This window comes from uncultured Thiothrix sp., from assembly GCF_937873765.1.
GTDB lineage: Bacteria > Pseudomonadota > Gammaproteobacteria > Thiotrichales > Thiotrichaceae > Thiolinea.
Genome location: NZ_CALMZC010000002.1, coordinates 1 through 18,366, shown reverse-complemented (window position 1 = coordinate 18,366; position 18,366 = coordinate 1). Strand labels below are relative to the sequence as shown.

Annotated in this window: 20 protein-coding genes; 10 read left to right on the top strand and 10 right to left on the bottom strand. The window is 45.0% G+C overall.

What is annotated here, in order from left to right; all coding sequences use genetic code 11:
* Positions 1–139 precede the first annotated feature (139 nt).
* The 5 genes from pssA to Q0307_RS00455 form a co-directional block, all read right to left on the bottom strand.
* Positions 140–970, bottom strand: coding sequence for a CDP-diacylglycerol--serine O-phosphatidyltransferase (gene pssA / locus Q0307_RS00475; RefSeq protein ID WP_298654858.1), 831 nt, complete (start codon positions 968–970; stop codon positions 140–142).
* A 164-nt stretch (positions 971–1,134) separates the two neighbouring features.
* On the bottom strand, positions 1,135–2,118 hold the full coding sequence (locus Q0307_RS00470) for a hypothetical protein (RefSeq protein WP_298654855.1): 984 nt from the start codon (positions 2,116–2,118) through the stop codon (positions 1,135–1,137).
* Positions 2,119–2,253: 135 nt separating this feature from the next.
* Positions 2,254–2,757: a DsrE family protein gene (locus Q0307_RS00465; RefSeq protein ID WP_298654852.1), complete on the bottom strand. Its 504-nt coding sequence runs from the start codon at positions 2,755–2,757 to the stop codon at positions 2,254–2,256.
* Between the two features lie 124 nt (positions 2,758–2,881).
* A complete protein-coding gene (gene cysS / locus Q0307_RS00460; protein ID WP_298654850.1) occupies positions 2,882–4,264 on the bottom strand; it encodes a cysteine--tRNA ligase in 1,383 nt (460 codons plus the stop codon).
* A gap of 27 nt (positions 4,265–4,291) precedes the next feature.
* The gene (locus tag Q0307_RS00455; protein ID WP_298654847.1) at positions 4,292–4,708 is read right to left on the bottom strand and encodes an OsmC family protein; all 417 of its coding nucleotides are present in this window, start codon (positions 4,706–4,708) and stop codon (positions 4,292–4,294) included.
* A gap of 124 nt (positions 4,709–4,832) precedes the next feature.
* Here Q0307_RS00455 and Q0307_RS00450 point away from each other — a divergent pair, with 124 nt between their 5' ends.
* Positions 4,833–5,777: an alpha/beta hydrolase gene (locus Q0307_RS00450; protein WP_298654844.1), complete on the top strand. Its 945-nt coding sequence runs from the start codon at positions 4,833–4,835 to the stop codon at positions 5,775–5,777.
* A gap of 163 nt (positions 5,778–5,940) precedes the next feature.
* Complete coding sequence (locus tag Q0307_RS00445) at positions 5,941–6,978, top strand: hypothetical protein (protein WP_298654842.1); 1,038 nt, start codon at positions 5,941–5,943, stop codon at positions 6,976–6,978.
* A gap of 5 nt (positions 6,979–6,983) precedes the next feature.
* Here Q0307_RS00445 and Q0307_RS00440 read toward each other — a convergent pair whose 3' ends face one another.
* A complete protein-coding gene (locus Q0307_RS00440; protein ID WP_298654839.1) occupies positions 6,984–7,877 on the bottom strand; it encodes a LysR family transcriptional regulator in 894 nt (297 codons plus the stop codon).
* A gap of 100 nt (positions 7,878–7,977) precedes the next feature.
* Between Q0307_RS00440 and Q0307_RS00435 the strand changes: the two genes are divergently transcribed.
* Together Q0307_RS00435 and Q0307_RS00430 are read left to right on the top strand one after the other, a co-directional pair.
* Complete coding sequence (locus tag Q0307_RS00435) at positions 7,978–8,745, top strand: type 1 glutamine amidotransferase domain-containing protein (protein WP_298654836.1); 768 nt, start codon at positions 7,978–7,980, stop codon at positions 8,743–8,745.
* A gap of 2 nt (positions 8,746–8,747) precedes the next feature.
* Positions 8,748–9,383, top strand: coding sequence for an NADPH-dependent F420 reductase (locus tag Q0307_RS00430; RefSeq protein ID WP_298654833.1), 636 nt, complete (start codon positions 8,748–8,750; stop codon positions 9,381–9,383).
* A gap of 86 nt (positions 9,384–9,469) precedes the next feature.
* On the opposite strand, the gene Q0307_RS00425 is transcribed toward Q0307_RS00430, so the two are convergent.
* The gene (locus tag Q0307_RS00425) at positions 9,470–10,681 is read right to left on the bottom strand and encodes a CaiB/BaiF CoA-transferase family protein (RefSeq protein WP_298654830.1); all 1,212 of its coding nucleotides are present in this window, start codon (positions 10,679–10,681) and stop codon (positions 9,470–9,472) included.
* Between the two features lie 69 nt (positions 10,682–10,750).
* A complete protein-coding gene (locus Q0307_RS00420) occupies positions 10,751–11,929 on the bottom strand; it encodes an acyl-CoA dehydrogenase (RefSeq protein ID WP_298654827.1) in 1,179 nt (392 codons plus the stop codon).
* Positions 11,930–12,066: 137 nt separating this feature from the next.
* Between Q0307_RS00420 and Q0307_RS00415 the strand changes: the two genes are divergently transcribed.
* Both Q0307_RS00415 and Q0307_RS00410 read left to right on the top strand, forming a co-directional pair.
* Positions 12,067–12,861 (top strand): FCD domain-containing protein, encoded by a 795-nt coding sequence (locus Q0307_RS00415; protein WP_298654824.1) that lies wholly within the window; start codon positions 12,067–12,069, stop codon positions 12,859–12,861.
* A gap of 248 nt (positions 12,862–13,109) precedes the next feature.
* A complete protein-coding gene (locus Q0307_RS00410) occupies positions 13,110–13,445 on the top strand; it encodes a hypothetical protein (protein WP_298654822.1) in 336 nt (111 codons plus the stop codon).
* Positions 13,446–13,541: 96 nt separating this feature from the next.
* Here the strand turns inward: Q0307_RS00410 and Q0307_RS00405 are convergent, their stop codons facing one another.
* Together Q0307_RS00405 and Q0307_RS00400 are read right to left on the bottom strand one after the other, a co-directional pair.
* The gene (locus Q0307_RS00405; protein ID WP_298654820.1) at positions 13,542–14,471 is read right to left on the bottom strand and encodes an MBL fold metallo-hydrolase; all 930 of its coding nucleotides are present in this window, start codon (positions 14,469–14,471) and stop codon (positions 13,542–13,544) included.
* Positions 14,472–14,510: 39 nt separating this feature from the next.
* The gene (locus Q0307_RS00400; RefSeq protein ID WP_298654818.1) at positions 14,511–14,945 is read right to left on the bottom strand and encodes a hypothetical protein; all 435 of its coding nucleotides are present in this window, start codon (positions 14,943–14,945) and stop codon (positions 14,511–14,513) included.
* Between the two features lie 59 nt (positions 14,946–15,004).
* Here Q0307_RS00400 and Q0307_RS00395 point away from each other — a divergent pair, with 59 nt between their 5' ends.
* The 4 genes from Q0307_RS00395 (at position 15,005) to Q0307_RS00380 (ending at position 18,339) form a co-directional block, all read left to right on the top strand.
* Complete coding sequence (locus tag Q0307_RS00395; RefSeq protein WP_298654816.1) at positions 15,005–15,361, top strand: cyclic nucleotide-binding domain-containing protein; 357 nt, start codon at positions 15,005–15,007, stop codon at positions 15,359–15,361.
* A 300-nt stretch (positions 15,362–15,661) separates the two neighbouring features.
* Entirely contained in the window at positions 15,662–16,060 is a 399-nt protein-coding gene (locus tag Q0307_RS00390; RefSeq protein ID WP_298654814.1) for a hypothetical protein, read from the top strand.
* A gap of 5 nt (positions 16,061–16,065) precedes the next feature.
* Positions 16,066–16,800, top strand: coding sequence for a hypothetical protein (locus Q0307_RS00385; protein ID WP_298654812.1), 735 nt, complete (start codon positions 16,066–16,068; stop codon positions 16,798–16,800).
* A gap of 21 nt (positions 16,801–16,821) precedes the next feature.
* Positions 16,822–18,339 carry a CHAT domain-containing protein gene (locus Q0307_RS00380; RefSeq protein ID WP_298654811.1) on the top strand — a complete coding sequence of 506 codons (1,518 nt, stop codon included), beginning with the start codon at positions 16,822–16,824 and terminating at the stop codon, positions 18,337–18,339.
* Positions 18,340–18,366 lie beyond the last annotated feature (27 nt).

The window sequence follows — 18,366 nt, the reverse complement described above, 5'->3', positions numbered from 1 at the left end:
TATTCATTGAGTTTCAAATCTAAAAAGATGCTGGAGAAACTACAGTAAATCTAAGCGAAGCTCAAGTTTTCTCAGTGATTTTTGTGTTAGCTTAAAGTTTGAAACGGGAGCCTCTAACGACGAGAGACTCCCGAAATGATCAAAGCTGTGGTGGGGTAGGTGGAGTAATTTGACCTTCTTTTTTGCGTCTTTGCATGCGGCGATAACGACGTATTCCCCAAATGATAGGCCCCGATAAAGTATAAGCCACAAACACGGTGAATAGGACTTTAGGTGGGTCGATAGTGGTTAGGGCAAACAACAATAAGACCGCAATCATCACCACAAAAGGCACTCGATTACGCAAATCGATTTCTTTAAAACTGTAATAACTGACATTGCTGACCATCAACAAGCCTGCTGTAAGTGTCATCAACAGTGCAGGAAACTGAAAATTATTCCCAGAAATACTTAAGTCATTGAACACCCAAACCATGCCAGCCAGCAAAGCAGCCGCCGTGGGGCTGGGTAAACCAGTAAAGTATTTCTTATCACCTTTGCCAAGATGCGTATTAAAACGGGCCAAGCGTAAAGCCGCACAAGCGACATAAACGAAAGCCGCTAGCCAACCCACTTTACCCCAGCCCGTACCCATTTCCCCGAAATGGACTAAAGACCATTGATACATGGTTAAACCGGGAGCGACCCCAAAGGAAATCAGATCCGACATGCTGTCATATTCAGCACCAAAGGCCGTCTGGGTATTGGTTAAGCGGGCAACACGCCCATCTAAACCATCTAAGACCATAGAAATAAAAATCGCAATGGCGGCTGCTTCAAAATGGCCTTGCATAGCCGCAACGATGGCATAGAAGCCACTGAACATGGCAGCAGTTGTGAACAGATTAGGGAGTAAATAAATACCCCGACTGCGTGGGCGCTCGGGGGTAGCGTTAGGCTCAGAGCTAACAGCCTGATTTTCTGGTTCCATTGCTTTATTTCCTAGTAGTTTTGTGATTATCGTGCTTGAGCGGAAAAGTATTATGGCAAGCGTGGGATAACAGGGTCAATTGCTGTTCTGCGTGTTAATGAACAGGTAATCTAAAGCAAAAAGCCGCTTTGAAAGCGGCTTTAGTTAGAAAAAGCAGGTTTTGCTTAGGCTTGAGTGAAATTTAAACCTAACTGCTTGGCTAAATTATGAATTAAAGTGTTTGCACCTGCTAATTGCTCTTGCAGTTTTAAACCCTCCTGCATATGCACCAATAAATTCTCAATAGCACTGATATGCTTTACCCGCAATTCAAGAATTTCTACACCCGTTTTAATGGGCGCTATTAATTGCACCGCGTGTTGACTATCTTGCTGAATCACTTCATTGATTTGGCTAATCGAGCGGATCAGGTACTCACAACTATCCACTTGCACTAATTGTCGGCCTTGATCTAATCCGATCCAAGTTTCAGACATATCATGCCCACGTGCATTCAGTTGGCGCATTTGATTACGTAAAGCTGCAATAGCTTCGCGCTCTGCACTAATTAAGGTTTGATGAGCAACTAGTCTTTGTTGTAAATCAGTATACGCATCAACAATAGGAGCTAGCCCTGCACGATCTAAAGACTTCAATACAGCTAGTCTTTCTGGTGCATTCGCAGTAGTTTCTACTAAAGCTGGTTCTGCGTGCAGCTCTGGCTGATCGGGGTGTTCAGCAGATACTCCCTCTAGTCTTGTAACGGGATCAGCGGTAATTTCTGGCTCTGATTCTGTCTGTAAAGCAGCCGTTAGTTCTGGTAGTACAGATTCATGCTCAGTTGGTTGTGCAGTGAAAGCCTCTGGTACAGGCGTCAATTGAGTAGGTTCTGGTGGTTGTGTGCTGGTGAATATAGCATCAACTACCTTATCGCTCTCCTCAACTAGTTCTGTATGCTTAGACGGAATGGTGGTAGGTTCAGTGAGCGTGGTAAGGGGATTAGCAGTGTCAGTTGTAAAACCAACTTGCAGAAAATCATCGGTTGGAACAGGGTTCAGGAGGGGGGCTTGGGGGCTTAACCCCATGTCGGCAAAAAGTTTTTCGCGCGCGCTTAAATTAGGACTGGACTTAGTTTCAGGAAAAGCTTCAAAAGGATTATTCTCAGGCATAGCGGCTACTTCTTTATAGTTATTTGGGATTTGGTTGAAGTAAGTCTTTACACAACGGGAGTCAAAACTGTTATCTTCGGTTTTGACTCTAAAAGAGGCCGCTGCGCGGGTCAAGTCAAGAGGATAGTTGGTCGCTTAAGGCTTTAGTAAGCGATAGCCTTGCGCTTCTAAGCGACCAACTTCAGCCACACCAGAAGGAATCACATCTTCTACTTTAGCGTCGTAAAGATCAGTAAGTTTGATTTCACGCCCGACTAAGGTGTTGTAGCAGATTTGGAATTTCACACCCTTGGCTTTGAGATTCTCTAATTGTGTGGGGAGCTTAGCCTCATTTTCCAATTCGAGGTCTTTGGCTAGCTTTAGCAGGCCTAAACCTTCGCCATTCATCACCACAATAGCTTCAGCTTTTTTGCCAGTACTATCCAAGGCTTTAATATAGTTATTGATATTGGCCAAAATACCGAGGTATTTTTTCTCGTCACCGTCGACAGAGACATGTACTACCACTTTTTCTGCACCCGCATAATAATCAGTAGGGACTTTAGGTGCAGGTATGCCCGGGTCAAAACCCTCAGCGAAACTGAGTGGACTGATGAACGATAAACTTAAGCCTAAACCGATAACAAGCTTCTTCAACATGAATGATCTCCTCCTAGCAATTTAGAATTAAGCTAGCATCTTGAATAGAGATTGCAAATATCTCTTTAGCTGGCCTAGCCTTAGTCACTAAAGAGATGAGCGGATTGGTGTGCTTAAGAGATATTTAGGCGCGTCGCCAAGTGGTAGCACCGGCTTTATCTTCAAGCAGGATTCCTTTGGCTTTCAACTCATCGCGAATTCGATCTGATTCAGTCCAGTTTTTAGCGGTGCGAGCGGTTAAACGTGCTTGGATCAAAGCTTCAATCGCAGCATCCTCCAAACCATCTATCGCTTCACCTTTAAACCAGTTTGCAGCGTCACGTTCCAATAGACCTAAAATACCCGCAAGTTTTTTCAGTAAAGCGCCCGTTTCAGCCGCAGCCGTTTGATTCTGCTCCATGCGTAAGCGATTAATTTCGCGTGCCAGTTCAAATAAAATTGCGATGGCCTCCGGTGTGTTGAAGTCATCATTCATCACCGTGCGGAAACGCTGTTCTAGCTCTGTATTCTCAGGCGCTGCTGCTTGGGGCAAATCGCGTAATGCGGTATACAAACGGGTTAAGGAGGCACGAGCATTATCAAGTTGCTCAGTACTGTAGTTTAAGGGGCTGCGATAATGGCTATTCAACATGAAATAGCGAATTTCTTCCGCTTTATAGGTCTTAAGTACATCGCGAATCGTGAAGAAATTATTCAAGGATTTTGACATTTTTTCGTCATTAATCCGAATAAAGCCATTGTGCATCCAGTAGTTTACATATTGGTGACCATTGCAGGCTTCACTTTGTGCAATTTCGTTTTCATGATGCGGGAATTGCAAATCATGCCCACCGCCATGAATATCAAACTGTGTACCTAGTAAAGTGCTCGACATGGCTGAGCATTCAATATGCCAACCCGGACGACCTAAACCCCAAGGGGATTCCCACGCAGGTTCACCTTCTTTCGCCGCTTTCCATAAGACGAAATCTAATGGGTCATCTTTCACTTCATCAATCGCAATGCGCTCGCCCGCACGTAAATCCTCTAGCTTGCGGCCTGATAATTTGCCATAGCCTGCAAATTTGGACACATCGTAGTAAACATCACGATTGCTACCCACATAGGCATAACCTTTCTCAATCAAGGTGCTAATCATGCTGAGCATTACTTGAATGTTTTCAGTTGCACGCGGTTCATAACTTGGTGAGAGAATACCTAAAGCCTTTTCATCCTCATGCATGGCATCAATAAAGCGCTGCGTGAGGGTGGTGAAAGGTTCAGCATTTTCATTCGCCCGCTTAATGATCTTATCGTCAATATCAGTGATATTGCGCACATAAGTCACTGCATAGCCTGCTGCTTGTAAATAGCGATAGACCATATCAAACACGACCATGACGCGTGCATGCCCTAAATGACAATAGTCGTACACCGTCATTCCGCAGACATACATGCGGATTTTGTTCGCTTCTAAAGGAATAAAGTCTTCTTTGCGATTGTGTAAACTATTATAAATTTTTAGCATAGGAGAATGATTTTATTGACAATTGAGTTAGTCGATCAGTTTACTTAGGATGGTAGCACCATGGCTTAAGGTCTTGTGGACAGGGCAGCGATCTGCAATTTCGAGTAAGCGTTGTTTTTGCTCATCATCTAAATCGCCAATCAGCTTAATATCACGCTCAAACACACTTTCTTTATTGCCATCGCGGCTATGACGTAAGGTAACCATTGCGTCTTGCAGCGGCCATTTCTTACGTTCAGCATACATGCGAATCGTCATCGCCGTGCAAGCCCCTAAAGCAGCTTTCAAGTAAACATAAGGAGTAGGGCCTTGATCAGTACCACCTAACGGGATGGGCTCATCAGCAACAAGTTGATGATTACCTGCTTTGATATCACAGATGTAACCATCGCCCCCGCGTAAATTGACGGTGACGCTATGCGGATCCTTGGCATTACTATTCATGATATTGTCCCTCGAACGCGGTCAGTTGATGGCTGGTTATGGTCTGTTGCACTCGCATGGTAGCGGAAAGGTGTTTGTCCTGCTAGGGTTAGCGCAACAGCAAATCAGTTATCTGGGCTAAATAATGAACTATCTACCGACTTATAAACTCGTCTTAAGTTTATTCCTGAGTGTATGGCTCTTGAGTGCTTGTACCACTGCAAGTGTGCCTTTGGGGTCGGACAAACTAGAACCTAGCCTCATTCAACAGCCGGTATTTCGGGCGAGTGATGGTACGGAGCTAGTTGCACAAAGCTGGCTGCCTCAAGGTAAGGTGAAGGCCAATTTACTGCTTTTGCATGGCTTTAACGAGTATCCCGGTGCTTTTGCTGAAGTGGGAGCCTATTTTGCTAAACAGGGGGTAGCGGTCTGGGCGTATGATCAACGCGGCTTTGGGCGTTCACCTTATCGTGGCTTATGGTCAAGCGCAGAGCGTATGGCGGAAGATGCACGAGAGTTTACTAAGCTCTTACGTAAATTACACCCCCAGCAGCCTCTTTATATAGCGGGGACCTCCATGGGTGGGGCTGTCGCTTTGCTAGCTGCAGGTAGTGGTGACTTAGCCGCAGATGGCATTATTCTGCTCGCACCGGCTGTGTGGATTAGCGAGACCCAACCTTTTTATCAGCGCTGGTCTTTGGAGTTTGCTAAACGCTTTACGCCCGCTTGGTCACCAACGGGCGAAGGCTTAAATATTCGCCCGAGTGATAATACCGCCATGCTCAGACGTATTTGGAAAAGCCCGTGGATGATTCGCAAATCACGCATTGACACGGTAGCAGGTTTGGTCGAACTAATGGATAAAGCCTATGCCTCGGCGGATAAGGCTAAACTTCCCGTTCTACTTTTATACGGGGAAAAAGATCAGCTAATTCCGAAGAAACCGACTGATATGCTCTGGGCGCGGTTACCGAAAATTGGAAAAGCTCAACAAATCCGTTATCCGAATGGCTGGCATATGCTGATGCGTGATTTACAAGGCTCAAAAGTGATTGCTGATATGGTTCAGTGGATAGGAAAAGCAGGTTAACTTGAGTGGATTGTGTATTTTTTATACGATTTTATGCTAAGGTGGCAGTTAATAAACCATTAAAATGAAGTGCCTCTGGGGACGTATGACAACAAGCAGCTTAATAAAAATATCAGCTGACGAACTAAGTGCTCAGCATGTCACATGGTATAGCTATGCGCGCATGCTACGACGCTATCGCTGGGTTTATTGGGTTTGTTCTGTACTGGCAATTTTAATCATTGCTAAATTGTATAGCTTCACATGGGAGCGTGGCTTAGATCAAGCCTTGCTGATAAGCTTACTTTGTTTAATTTTTCTAACGACAAGTTTTAACCTGTTCATTGATTCTAGTTTTCCGCTCGCCAAGTATGGAGCTGAGCAAGAAGCGCGTAAACTCATAGACTATAACTTCTATCTCACTAGTCTAAATAGTGCACTCTGGGGTTGTTTAAGTTTGGTGATTATTTATCATCAGCATACGGTTGATTATGAGTTGTTAGCGTTATTGGGAGTGTTGGTCTGTTTGAACATTCCACGTGCAGCTATTTTACAAGCAGTGTTTTATGTTCAAACCGCTATTATTACTTTGCCGGGTATCTTTTTCATGCTGTTGCAGGGGCGTTGGACTAGTGCAGTGGTCATGTTGTTTGCTGCTTTGACAGTCACGATTACTATCAATGCCCTAGCAATGTTGCTTAAAGCTCATCAGGATCACGAGCACTATCTATTAGTCGAAATGCGCCAGCCCCAGAAGAATAATCTTCTCAATGCAGCCGAATTCGATGTGCTGCTTAAGCTAGAGTGGCAATATGCAGCACGTGAGCATCAATATTTGTCAGCGCTTAAATTAGAGTTAGAACCTGCCGGCTCCAAACAGCTACCACATTTTATTAGCGTGATTAAAACAGCCTTATATCGTTCCTCAGATTGTTTAGCTCATGTAGATACTTGTGTATTCAAAGTTTTATTGCCAAATGCTTCTGCAGAGCAGGCTTTGTTAACTGCTGAACGTTTGCAAGGACGCTTAGCTCAAGCGGATTTAGATACAGAAGAGGATCTTCAACTCAGTGTAGGTTTAGTCACGGCTAGTCCACCATTAGGCAGGCGCGATGCTAAAGCTAGCTCTGTTTTAGAAACTTTTAATACTCAATTAGATGCTGCTTTAGAGGAAGCTAAGCAAGAACAAGGACGCTTCATTGTAAAGGCGTCTAAATTATGAATATGCTAATCTTCTTTAGGTAAATGCTTCAAGGCATAATCAATAAAAGCTCTGACTTTAGGATTAAGGTAGCGATTGCTCGGATATATAGCATGAATTTCAACTGCAGCCGCTGCCCAAGCTGGCAAGACTCTGATTAACCGCTGAGTTTGTACATAAGGTTTGGCGATTAATAACGGCAATTGTGCAATCCCTAAGCCAGCTACGGCAGCTTCTCCAACTGCAAAACTATTATTGATTTTCAAAGAAGTTTGCTGATGCACTAGCTTAAATTGCTCTTGCCCATTGCTCAAATCCCAATGACTGGGATAGCGTTGTTCGCCCGAAAATACTATCAGGGAGTGTTGATTTAACTCCTGAGGATGCTGTAAAACAGGGTATTGTGCTAAATAGTGTGGTGAGGCAAACAAACCATAATGTAGTTCTCCGAGTTTACGAGCAATCAAACTAGAATCATTTAAAGGCCCTAAGCGAATCACTAAATCAAAGCCTTCGCCTACAATGTCCACTAACCGTCCAGTGAAGTCTGCTTCTATGCGCATTTGAGGATATTCTTGCAGATAACCACTGAGCCAGTGGCTCACTACCATCATGCCAAATTCAATCCCACAGCTTAGTTTGAGAGTGCCTTGCGGTTCGAATTGTGAACTTTGCAGGGTTTGTTGGACATTTTCTATAGCTTGCAAAATGTCGAGCGCGCGCTCATATAGCTCCCGACCCGATTCGGTGAGGGAAATAGAGCGGGTAGTACGTTCAAGTAAGCGCACACCTAAAGCTCGCTCTAATTGTGTCACGCTGCGTGAGACATAGGCTTTTTGTTTGTTGAGGCTATCAGCCGCACGAGTGAAACTACCTAGCTGCACCACTTTGACAAAAATTTGTAGGCTATCAAAATCCATTGTTGCTTTATTAGTTAACAGTATTTCTCAAATTCGTTAATTTATCCTTTTTTACGAGATAATCATACTGTGCTCCTATTAATCAACCTAGGAGCTTGAGATGAGTTTAAAAGATCCAAATTTAGTTCAACAACCTAAACGTGTAGCCATTGTGCTTGCTAATTCGAGTGTTTCCACAACTACTGGTTGGCCAGTAGGCTTTTGGTGGAGTGAACTGACCCATCCGTATTATGTTTTCACGGAGCAGGGGTATCAGGTCACGATATTCAGTCCCCAAGGTGGAGCTTGTGTAGCGGATGCTATGAGTGATCCGAATGATCAAAGTGGCTACAGTAAAACCGATTTGATCAGCCAAGGCTTTATACATACGCCAGAGTTAAAAGCTTTAGTTGATCATACCCGAGCCATCAGCGAACTATCTTTAGATGAGTTTGATGCTTTATTGGTAGCCGGTGGGCAAGCACCCATGTTTAGCTTTGAACAAGAGCAGGGTTTGCAAACTAAGTTTGTTGAATTTTATGAAGCGGGTAAAGTAGTAGCCGCTTTATGTCATGGTACAGCTTTACTAGCTTTTGCCCGTTTAAGTAATGGTGAATATTTAGTGAAAGGAAAAACCGTCACTGGGTTTGCGAATGTTGAAGAGGATTTTGCCGATCAAGCGGTTTGGAGTTATGGTCTATTGTCACGTGATCAACATATTATGCTATGGCGCATTGAGGATAAGCTCAAAGCTTTGGGCGCTAATTATGTGCAAGCCGGGTTGTGGCGCAGCTTTGCCATCCGTGATGGTAACTTAGTGACCGGGCAGCAAAACTTTTCAGGTGAAGCGACTGCACGTTTGGTCATCGCTGCTTTGGGAGGTGTTTAGTCATGAAAATTGCTTTTTTAGGTTATGGGCAGGTAGGTGCACCTTTAGCTGATCATTTGCAGCGTTTAGGCCATCAAGTGTCTTTGGCAGCTAAGGATGCTGAATCCGCTAGTGTGCTTAAAGCGCTTGAGCGAAATCCTCATTTGCGGGTAGCTGAGCCAAACAGCGCCGTGGGTCAGGCAGAAATTATCTTTCTAGCCACACCCTATGCAGCGAATGAAACTGTATTAGCTAGTGTGAGCACAGAGTTAGCGGGTAAAGTTTTGATTGACTGCACCAATCCGGTCGGTGCACAGCTCAGCCATGGCCTAAATAACCAACAATCAGGTACACAAGTCATCCAAAACCAATTACCAACTACAGCGGTGGTAAAAGCTTTTTCTATTTATGGCTTTGAGAATTTTGAAGATAATCAGTTTCCCAACGCGAGTCTGAAGCCAGCGATGTTATTTTGTGGAAATAGCCAAAGCGCTAAACAGCAAGTCGCACACTTAATTGCAGAACTGGGTTGGGATCCGGTGGATGTGGGTGGTTTAGAGCAAGCCCTGCATTTGGAGCATATGACTTTGCTTTGGATTCGCTTGGTGCGTTTACAAGAGCGCTCAGCACATTTAACTTGGGCGCGTTTAGAACGTTAAAAATGTTATTTAGTTTTAAAGCTTTGTAAGCTGCTGTTGATAGGCTAGCTGGTGGGTTTTACTGAGCCACACCAGCAGTCAAGTCTTTAAATCACCCCAGCTGCCTTTAAAGCAGTTTGCTGGGTTGCATCAAGCCCAAGTAAATTTTGCAGAACACTAGCGGTATGTTCACCTAATAAAGGTGGAGGTTTATCTGCATTTAAAGCCTGATTATCAAAACGAATCGGATTACTGACTAATTTCACCTGACCTGCTTCAGGATGTGGTAATTCAATTTCTAGTTGGCGATGTTTAACTTGTGGATCGGCAAAGACGCGATCCAAGGTATTAATAGGGCCGCAGGGTACGCCCACTTTTTCTAAAGCTAATAACCAGTCGTCGGTGCTACGTTGTTTAAGCACAGGGATTAGTAAGGGTACTAAAGTTTGACGATGTTCAACCCGTTTAGCATTCGTTAAAAAGCGTTCGTCTTGAGCTAATTCAGTACAACCGGCGACTTCACAAAAGCGCTGGAATTGCGCGTCATTACCTACAGCGAGAATCAAGTGTCCATCTTGAGTCGCAAAGGCTTGATAAGGAACAATATTCGGATGTGCATTGCCTAAACGCTCAGGCACTTGACCCGAGGTCAGATAATTCAAAGCTTGATTAGCGAGCACACCCACTTGCACATCCAGCAATGCTAAATCGATATGGGTTCCAATCCCTGTTTGCTGGCGTTGGAATAGGGCAGCAAGAATAGCATTTACCGCATACATTCCGGTGAAAATATCGGCAAAAGCGACACCGACTTTTACAGGGCCACCACCTAGTTCAGTATCGGGCTGACCGGTTAAACTCATTAAGCCACCCATGCCTTGAATCATAAAATCATAACCTGCACGTTGGGCATAAGGACCGGTTTGACCGAAGCCGGTAATGGAGCAATAAATTAGATCGGGTTTGAGGTTTTTTAAGCTGTCATAATCTAGCTTATATTTTTTCAAGCCACCCACTTTGAAGTTTTCCAAAACCACATCGCAGTGTTTGACTAATGCATGCAATAAGGCTTGTCCTGCGGGTTTAGCCATATCAATAGTCACGGACTGCTTGCCGCGATTAGCACAAAGATAATAAGCCGCTTCCTTCGAGTTCTCTAACCAAGGCGGCCCCCAACGGCGTGTATCATCCCCTTCATTCGGTTTTTCGATTTTGATGACTTCAGCACCGAGATCTGCAAGCTGTTGACTGCACCATGGCCCTGCTAAAATGCGCGAAAGATCGAGAACACGAATACCTTGTAGTGGTTTTGGGGACATGAACACACCTGTTAAAACGAGCGAAACAAGGGATGTTCGCCCCGACTATTTGAGGAGTCAAGAAAACGTTTAAGAAAAAGCCTGAATACCAGTCTGGGCGCGACCCAAAATTAAGCCGTGCACATCATAAGTCCCTTCATAAGTATTCACGGTTTCCAGATTGACCATATGACGCATCACACCATATTCATCCGAAATCCCATTGCCGCCGTGCATATCACGTGCCACTCGCGCAATATCCAAAGATTTTCCACAATTATTGCGTTTGATTAGAGACACCATTTCAGGTGCCCAACTCCCTTGATCCATTAATCGCCCGACCTGTAAAGCTGCCTGCAGACCTAAAGTAATTTCAGTTTGCATATTCGCAAGTTTCGTTTGCACTAACTGAGTCGCGGCTAAGGGGCGGCCAAATTGGATACGGTCTAGGGTATATTGCCGTGCAGCCTGCCAACAGAATTCAGCCGCACCTAAAACACCCCAAGCGATCCCAAAGCGGGCTTTATTCAAGCAACCAAAAGGGCCGGCTAAACCAGAGGCATTCGGTAGGAGGTTTTCTTCAGGCACAAAGGCTTCATCTAAGACAATTTCACCAGTAATGGAAGAGCGTAAAGACAGTTTGCCGTGAATTTTCGGGGTACTAAAACCTTTAGTTCCACGCTCAACAATGAAGCCACGAATCTTATTACCATGTGCCTCAGATTTTGCCCAAACGACCGCAATGTCCGCGATAGGACTATTGGTGATCCACATTTTCTGCCCGTTTAAGCTATAGCCGCCTTCGACTTTTTTGGCGCGCGTAATCATCGAACCGGGGTCTGAGCCGTGATTCGGTTCGGTCAAGCCAAAGCAGCCGACGATTTCGCCCATGGCTAAGCGTGGCAGATATTTACGTTTTTGCTCTTCGTTGCCGTAGCTTTCAATCGGGTACATCACCAGTGAAGATTGCACACTCATAGCTGAACGATAGCCAGAATCAACCCGTTCTACTTCACGAGCGATTAAGCCATACGCCACATGGCTTAAACCAGCGCCACCATATTCTTCAGCCACGGTCGCGCCTAACATACCTAATTCGCCTAATTCATACATGATTTCACGATCAAAGCGCTCTTCCCGCGAGGCACTGAGTACGCGCGGTTGGAGTTTTTCTTGGCAATAGGCATGGGCAGCCTCCCGAATTTGCCGTTCATCATCACTAAGTTGCTGATTAAAGAGTAAAGGGTCATCCCATTGAAAGGTTTGCATGCTGATTCCTCCAAATACTGCTGAAGTCTAAAGGTAATTATGCTATTTATTATAATAAATAGGAAAAATCAAGTTTTCTTTCAACTTTAAACTAAGTTTGGGTTAGCATGACAGTGATCAGAAAAGAATGAAGCCAAATGAATAAAAGTGTTGAAATTGAACTGACAGATAAGTTGCTAGCCAGTGGTGGTTCAGCGAAGCGGGTCAAACGAGCTGATCAGATTGTGGAGGCTGTCAAGCGTTGGGTGGTGGTGAGTAATATTCAGCCCGGTGAGCGCCTGCCGAATGAAAAAGCTTTAATGGAGCTATTTGATTGTTCTAAAGGCACGGTGCGTGAAGCGCTTAAGTCTTTAGAAGTGCAGGGCTTAATTAGCATTAAAACCGGCCCAAATGGTGGCGCGGTGCTAGTGCAAGTCCCTTATCCTTTGGCTTCGCAAATGCTGCGTAATTATCTGCATTTTCAGCACCCGACAGGGCCCGATATTTACGAGCTACGCAACTTGGTCGAACCTGAAATAGCTCGGTTAGTGGTCGGGCGTTTAGCAGAAACAGATTTAATTGAGCTAGAACGCCTAACCAGCTTATGTGCCCCCGTTGCTGACAGCATGGAACAACGCTTAGAGCAACGAATTGCGGAATTAGATTTTCATAGCCTGTTAGCCGAGCGCTGTGGCAATCCCCTGTTAGGGTTTATTGGGCGCTTCTTAAACGATTTGCTCAAAGATTTAGTGATTTTCAAAAAAGTACAATTACCGGAGCAACGCGAATTTTCTAAATCGAATCTACATTATCATCAAGAACTAGTTGCCGCATTTCATATGCAAGATGCGATGGCAGTAGAGCGTTTGATGCGTGAGCATATGAAATGTGCACATGCTTTTAATTTAGAATTAGAAGCGCAATTATCTAAGCAGTTGCTGGTTGCAACATGAGTTTGCACTATGCTTAAAGCATGGGTCTAGGAGATGATTGCTGTTGCTATGCACCAACATCAGTATTTTCCAGCAAAAACCACGTGAAATCCTTAATGATGCTGAGCATTTGCAAGTTTATAATGAGGTCAGCCAATTTATTCAACAGCATTTACCTTAAGTCCAAATTCTTGAAATCTAACTGGTTACAAGTATTCTTAAGTAGCTATTGCTAATATCAACTTCAGTTAACTTCAGGCTAGTCGTGCATGTATTGGTTTCGTAGCCATTGGTATTATTGGTATACCGGCAGAAGGAAAGTTGCCATTATCAGCATAGGCTTAAACTTTGTGCTGCTGACCCTAATCCTCAATGGTTTTTTTAGTTTTTCAATTTGGGCTGTGCTTTTGGCCTTGTTATTGGATGCGGTGGGTTTCATAGTGATCGCCATTTATGTAATTTCCCTACGCTCTTTTGTTCCTTTAGCCTTAGTTGATCAAACCGATGCTTTAGTCCTGCATTATTTCGTCCTGCCGATTTGCATTGCTTTTGTCTTGAGCCGCTTTGTAACTTTTTTGGTGGCAAAAGTGTTTAGTACTATTTAATATAAATGCTGTTGCATAATGCATTGGATAAGCAGCTCTGAAATGCAGCAAGCCCGTCTTCGCCGTGAGTTATTAGATGATGGTATGCTTTGCTCTCTAATTTGTCTCTAATTGTAGATAAGTTTGGTACACATTCTTAGCATGTAAGTCGTCAGAAAGTTTTAGGAAATGAAAGTGTTGATCAGCAGATAAACGCTTTACAGCGTCACCTAAATCTTCCATTTCTTCAATAGACTGACCGACTTCATCCACTAACCAATCTAAATAATCGCCCGTATTGTTTTGTGCATATGACCAAGGACTAGGATTGCCATGCCCCGGAATCACTTGCTCCGGTTTTAGGTCTGCGACTTGATTAAAAGTTGCTTGCCAAGCTTTTACCTTAGAAATTTCTGGCAGCACGCCTAACATCCGGTCATTGAATACGATATCGCCAGCAAAGACTATTTTTTCCTTAGGCAACCACAGCACTGCATCACCCGGAAAATGCGCATCACCCAAATAGCGCAAGGACATTTCTACGCCACCGATCTTCAAGGCTTTTTCATTACCAGTGAAGATTTCATTGGCATATTCGACTTTAAAACTGTCGGGTTTGACGCCTAGCGCATTGGCTAGACGCATACGATTAGCCATTTCTTGGTTTTTCTGATTGTCAATGGTTGTTGCTAAGACACTAACCGGAATGCGTTGGGCGAGAAAATGGCTATTGCCCATCCAATGATGATCTTGTACACCGATATTAATGACTCGCTTAATCGGCTTGTCGGTGACTGTTTTGACAGCGCTTTCCAACATTTTGGCACTGCTTTCCGTCGCGCCAGAGCCAACTAATACCACACCCTCATCGGTGATAATAAAGCCAGAGGTATTATTTAAGCCTTGGTTGTCTGCGCTGCGCTGATCCAATTCGCCCACAATGGCATACACATTGTCGCTGACTTTTTGTGTGCTAGGCTCAAAAGCATAACTGTTGGAAATCAGTGTCAAACCCAACGCAACACTCGTTATTTTCGCAAAAACCATGTTTTCATCAGCCCTCCAGACCAGACTTTAACGTAATCTCTAATGCACTCGATACGCGCTATGACAAGCCACACATTGCTGAGTCACTTTGCTCAAATCACCCAACGCACGTTTCACATCACCCGTAGCGCCTACATCCACCACATTCACTGCAAATTGGCTAGCGGCTTTATGCATGGCTGTACCAATTTCCTGCATTTCTTTGGGCATCATCTGCGCCATGTGCGACGCGCCATGATTATCCAATGACGACAAACCCAAACGCTTTTCAGCTACATCTGCCGCCTTGTCATAGTCAGCCACCGCCATAAATGCTTGAATCTCACTAATCGCTAGCAAATGATCACGCATATTCGTCATCATGTGTTGCTGCATCATCTCGGGAAAATCAACTTTCTGGCGTTTGTCATCCTCGGCAAAACTAACTGGAGCAAGGAATGACAATAAGAGTAAAAGCTTTAAATTCAGTTTCATAGCCGTTATTTTGGGAAGTTGTAAAATCTGCAGCTTGCCAGCTTGATGAGGTTACTGACATGATAGCGATCATGTTGAGTCCATTCTTTATAGCTTTACAAAACTTTGCCGATGCTAAAGAGCGTAAACTGGCTGAAGGTCAGGTGCTATTCCAACAAGGAGATAAAGTCGAGGCTTTATTCTTGGTGGTAGGTGGGGAAATACGCCTAATTCGTTATCAAGCCGATGGTAGCAGCATTACCCTGCAACGTACTCAAGCAGGCAGCGTGTTGGCTGAAGCATCTTTATATTCTAATCACTACCTTGTCATGCGCTGGCACAGCAGCTCACAACAGTTTATGTGCTACCCAAAACTGCAGTACTGCAACACTTACAAACTGATTCGGAACTCGCCCAACACTGGAGCAGTTATCTAGCCCGCGAAGTACAGCAAGCGCGGTTTCGCAGTGAGTTATTATCTTTAAAAACAGTTGCTGCGCGTTTGGATGCTTGGCTAAATTGGCAGGGACAAACCTTACCTGCTAAAGGTGAGTGGAAAACTTTAGCGGAGCAGTTGGGAGTAAGTGCCGAAGCTTTATATCGGGAGCTGGCTAGGCGTTAATAAACTTGAACAAGATAAATGTTCTTTTAGTGGTTTTGTCTATTTAGCTCTAGGGGCTTTGTTATACTGGCTAAAAATTGAATCATTACTGACTCATTTATCTTCGAGGTACAGCATGTCCAACATCCGTTTCATTGTCCAAGGCTCGCCAGACACCGCAGCCGATACCGCTTATGAACTCCAGCAATACTTAGAAACTGCGTGGCAAGTGCAGGTAGAGGCTACACCTGCTGATACATCAACCTTGAATGCCACCGATGCGAACAGTAGAGGCATCGAGTTTGGTTCTGATGTCAGCCAAATTCTATTGATGCTATCTGGTATCAAACTGGCAATAGATAGTGCTCATGGCTTGCTCGAAACCAGGAAGAAACTGGAAGAATTAGCTGCTTGGGCAACACCTATCTTGACCCGTGACCACGAATACATCTGGCTGGAAGTCAACGGCATCCCCTACCCGGTCAAAGCCGAAAATCTGGATGACATCATCAAAGCCATGCAAGTACAGGAATAATCCCCATGAAAACCACATCAAGCGCGGAGCTACGTTTAACCTTCTCCAATCCGCGCTTGATGGTGCGGGACGATAACACCGACCGGGTAGCGGCTGATACCCAAATGGTGTTTACCTTAAATGGTATGGCAGTCGCCCAAAGTGAGCCATTTCCGTTTGTTGCGCCCATCGGCTTGCTGGAAGCGGATGACATCAAGTGGTATCTGGAAAGCTACTACATCTGGCCTGTCGGCTTATTCAAAGAACGGGCAGAACGAATTGAACGGTATTTTCCGCAATGGGGTGACAAACTGCTGATAGCGATAACGGCTTCACCTTCAGCACAAGCTGTTTTCCAACAATGGCTTGACGCATCATCAAACCATGAACCTGTTTTCAGCCTGCATGTGCAAGTCAGCGATACACCCGAATCCAAAACAGCCGCCAGCCGTTTGCTGGGGTTTCCGTGGGAATTGTTACGCTGTCACGATCAATATTTGCTTACCCGTAATCCCCCTGTGCGGATTCGGCGTAATTTGCCAAGTTTAGATACACCCTCTGTTATTTCATACGCTCAAAACCAGACTGTTCTTCGTGTCTTAGCGGTGAGTCCGCGCCCTTCTCAAGCGGGCTACATTGACCACCGCGCCAGCATCAAGCCATTAGTGGAGGCAGTGGAAAGTTTGGGAAAACGGGTGGAACTGGTTCGTGTAAATCCACCGACATTTGAGCAACTGAAAACAGAACTTCGTCAGGCGTAAGCGGCTGGCAATCCCTTTCATGTGCTGCATTTTGACGGACATGGTGTGTTTGATACCAAAACGGGCAAAGGTGCATTGTGTTTTGAACATCCATTGGACAATAAGAAATTGCTACCAGAGTTTGTGAAACGGATTTACGCCGATGATTTGGCATCACTCCTAACCGAATTTCCCCTGCCATTGGTATTTCTGGAAGCCTGCCAAACCGGACAAAGTGAGGCAGAGAAACAAGAACACACCGACCCTAACGCATCGGTAGCGGCAGCCTTGTTACAAGCGGGTGTGGCTTCTGTCATTGCCATGAGCCATAGCGTATTGGTGGAAACGGCGCGGCGGTTTGTCAACGCGTTTTACCAACAACTGGCAGAGGGGCAACGGATTGGATCAGCCGTATTAGCGGGTAAACAAGCCCTGATGCAATCCACTGACCGTATCAATATTGCCGGAGCAGGAACGTTGCAAATGCAGGACTGGTTTGTGCCAGTGCTGTATCAGCGGGAGGACGACCCACGCTTATTCAGCCATGCGCTACAATTGCCCGATGAAACAGAACCGGAATGGTTGTTGGGTGATTTACCAGAAACGCCCAAACACACTTTCATCGGGCGTAGCCGTGACCTGCTAAAACTCGAACGCTTACTGGACAGGCAACTTTACGCCGTCATCCGGGGTATGGGAGGTATCGGTAAAACAGCCGTGGCGGTAGAACTGGCTCGCTGGCTGGTGCAATGCCGCCGTTTTGAGCGTTGTGCCTTTGTGAGTGTGGAAACCTACACTCATGAGCGTGCTATTGTGGACATTCTTGGCAAGCAGTTGATGGATGAAAAATACAGCGTAGCGGAATACGGTGATGATCTGGATGCAGCTTTGCAGCCGATCATGCAAGTGTTGCAAACCCAGCGAACCCTGCTAGTCATCGACAATATGGAGTCGTTGCTGGCAGATGTCGGGAATACTGAACCTGTATTAGCTCTAGCTGATAAGCTGCTGAAATCCCACCCCCAAACTCGTTTACTATTCACAACCCGCGAACCGCTTCCCACCCCATTCAACAATAACATCTGCGATATTGAACTCGGCGCATTGAGCGTGACAGATGCCAAGGCGTTGGTGATGCAGGTAATGAACAACGAAGGCTTGAGCCTGCACCCTGATGATCAGGGCAATACGCCGCAGGAAGTGGATGATCTGGTGGGTGCTGTCGGTTGCCATGCGCGGGCGTTGGTGCTGCTGGCGCGGAAACTAGCACAAACTGGAGTAATAGCCACTACTGAAAATTTACGTCAGATAATCATTGCGCTGGAAAAGAATCATCCAATAAACCGTGAGAATTCATTGTTTGCGAGTGTAGAGTTATCTTGGAGGCGACTACCTCCTCTATCGCAAAAATTACTTAAAGGATTAGCAGTTTTTCATGATGGTGGAACTTTTGGTTTGCCGCACGTTTTAGGGGTTGATAATAACTTGATGTGGCAATTACAAAATGAACTATTGAAAACAGGTTTGGTTTCGATGGTGGTCATGCACCAGAGGAGTTGAAGAGCCACTAAAGCGGTAGTAACTTAA

Bases quoted from the DNA above. Each gene is read 5' to 3' on its own strand.
- pssA (WP_298654858.1), bottom strand. From the start codon at position 970: ATGGAACCAGAAAATCAGGCTGTTAGCTCTGAGCCTAACGCTACCCCC.
- Q0307_RS00470 (WP_298654855.1), bottom strand. From the start codon at position 2,118: ATGCCTGAGAATAATCCTTTTGAAGCTTTTCCTGAAACTAAGTCCAGT.
- Q0307_RS00465 (WP_298654852.1), bottom strand. From the start codon at position 2,757: ATGTTGAAGAAGCTTGTTATCGGTTTAGGCTTAAGTTTATCGTTCATC.
- cysS (WP_298654850.1), bottom strand. From the start codon at position 4,264: ATGCTAAAAATTTATAATAGTTTACACAATCGCAAAGAAGACTTTATT.
- Q0307_RS00455 (WP_298654847.1), bottom strand. From the start codon at position 4,708: ATGAATAGTAATGCCAAGGATCCGCATAGCGTCACCGTCAATTTACGC.
- Q0307_RS00450 (WP_298654844.1), top strand. From the start codon at position 4,833: ATGAACTATCTACCGACTTATAAACTCGTCTTAAGTTTATTCCTGAGT.
- Q0307_RS00445 (WP_298654842.1), top strand. From the start codon at position 5,941: ATGCTACGACGCTATCGCTGGGTTTATTGGGTTTGTTCTGTACTGGCA.
- Q0307_RS00440 (WP_298654839.1), bottom strand. From the start codon at position 7,877: ATGGATTTTGATAGCCTACAAATTTTTGTCAAAGTGGTGCAGCTAGGT.
- Q0307_RS00435 (WP_298654836.1), top strand. From the start codon at position 7,978: ATGAGTTTAAAAGATCCAAATTTAGTTCAACAACCTAAACGTGTAGCC.
- Q0307_RS00430 (WP_298654833.1), top strand. From the start codon at position 8,748: ATGAAAATTGCTTTTTTAGGTTATGGGCAGGTAGGTGCACCTTTAGCT.
- Q0307_RS00425 (WP_298654830.1), bottom strand. From the start codon at position 10,681: ATGTCCCCAAAACCACTACAAGGTATTCGTGTTCTCGATCTTTCGCGC.
- Q0307_RS00420 (WP_298654827.1), bottom strand. From the start codon at position 11,929: ATGCAAACCTTTCAATGGGATGACCCTTTACTCTTTAATCAGCAACTT.
- Q0307_RS00415 (WP_298654824.1), top strand. From the start codon at position 12,067: ATGAATAAAAGTGTTGAAATTGAACTGACAGATAAGTTGCTAGCCAGT.
- Q0307_RS00410 (WP_298654822.1), top strand. From the start codon at position 13,110: ATGTATTGGTTTCGTAGCCATTGGTATTATTGGTATACCGGCAGAAGG.
- Q0307_RS00405 (WP_298654820.1), bottom strand. From the start codon at position 14,471: ATGGTTTTTGCGAAAATAACGAGTGTTGCGTTGGGTTTGACACTGATT.
- Q0307_RS00400 (WP_298654818.1), bottom strand. From the start codon at position 14,945: ATGAAACTGAATTTAAAGCTTTTACTCTTATTGTCATTCCTTGCTCCA.
- Q0307_RS00395 (WP_298654816.1), top strand. From the start codon at position 15,005: ATGATAGCGATCATGTTGAGTCCATTCTTTATAGCTTTACAAAACTTT.
- Q0307_RS00390 (WP_298654814.1), top strand. From the start codon at position 15,662: ATGTCCAACATCCGTTTCATTGTCCAAGGCTCGCCAGACACCGCAGCC.
- Q0307_RS00385 (WP_298654812.1), top strand. From the start codon at position 16,066: ATGAAAACCACATCAAGCGCGGAGCTACGTTTAACCTTCTCCAATCCG.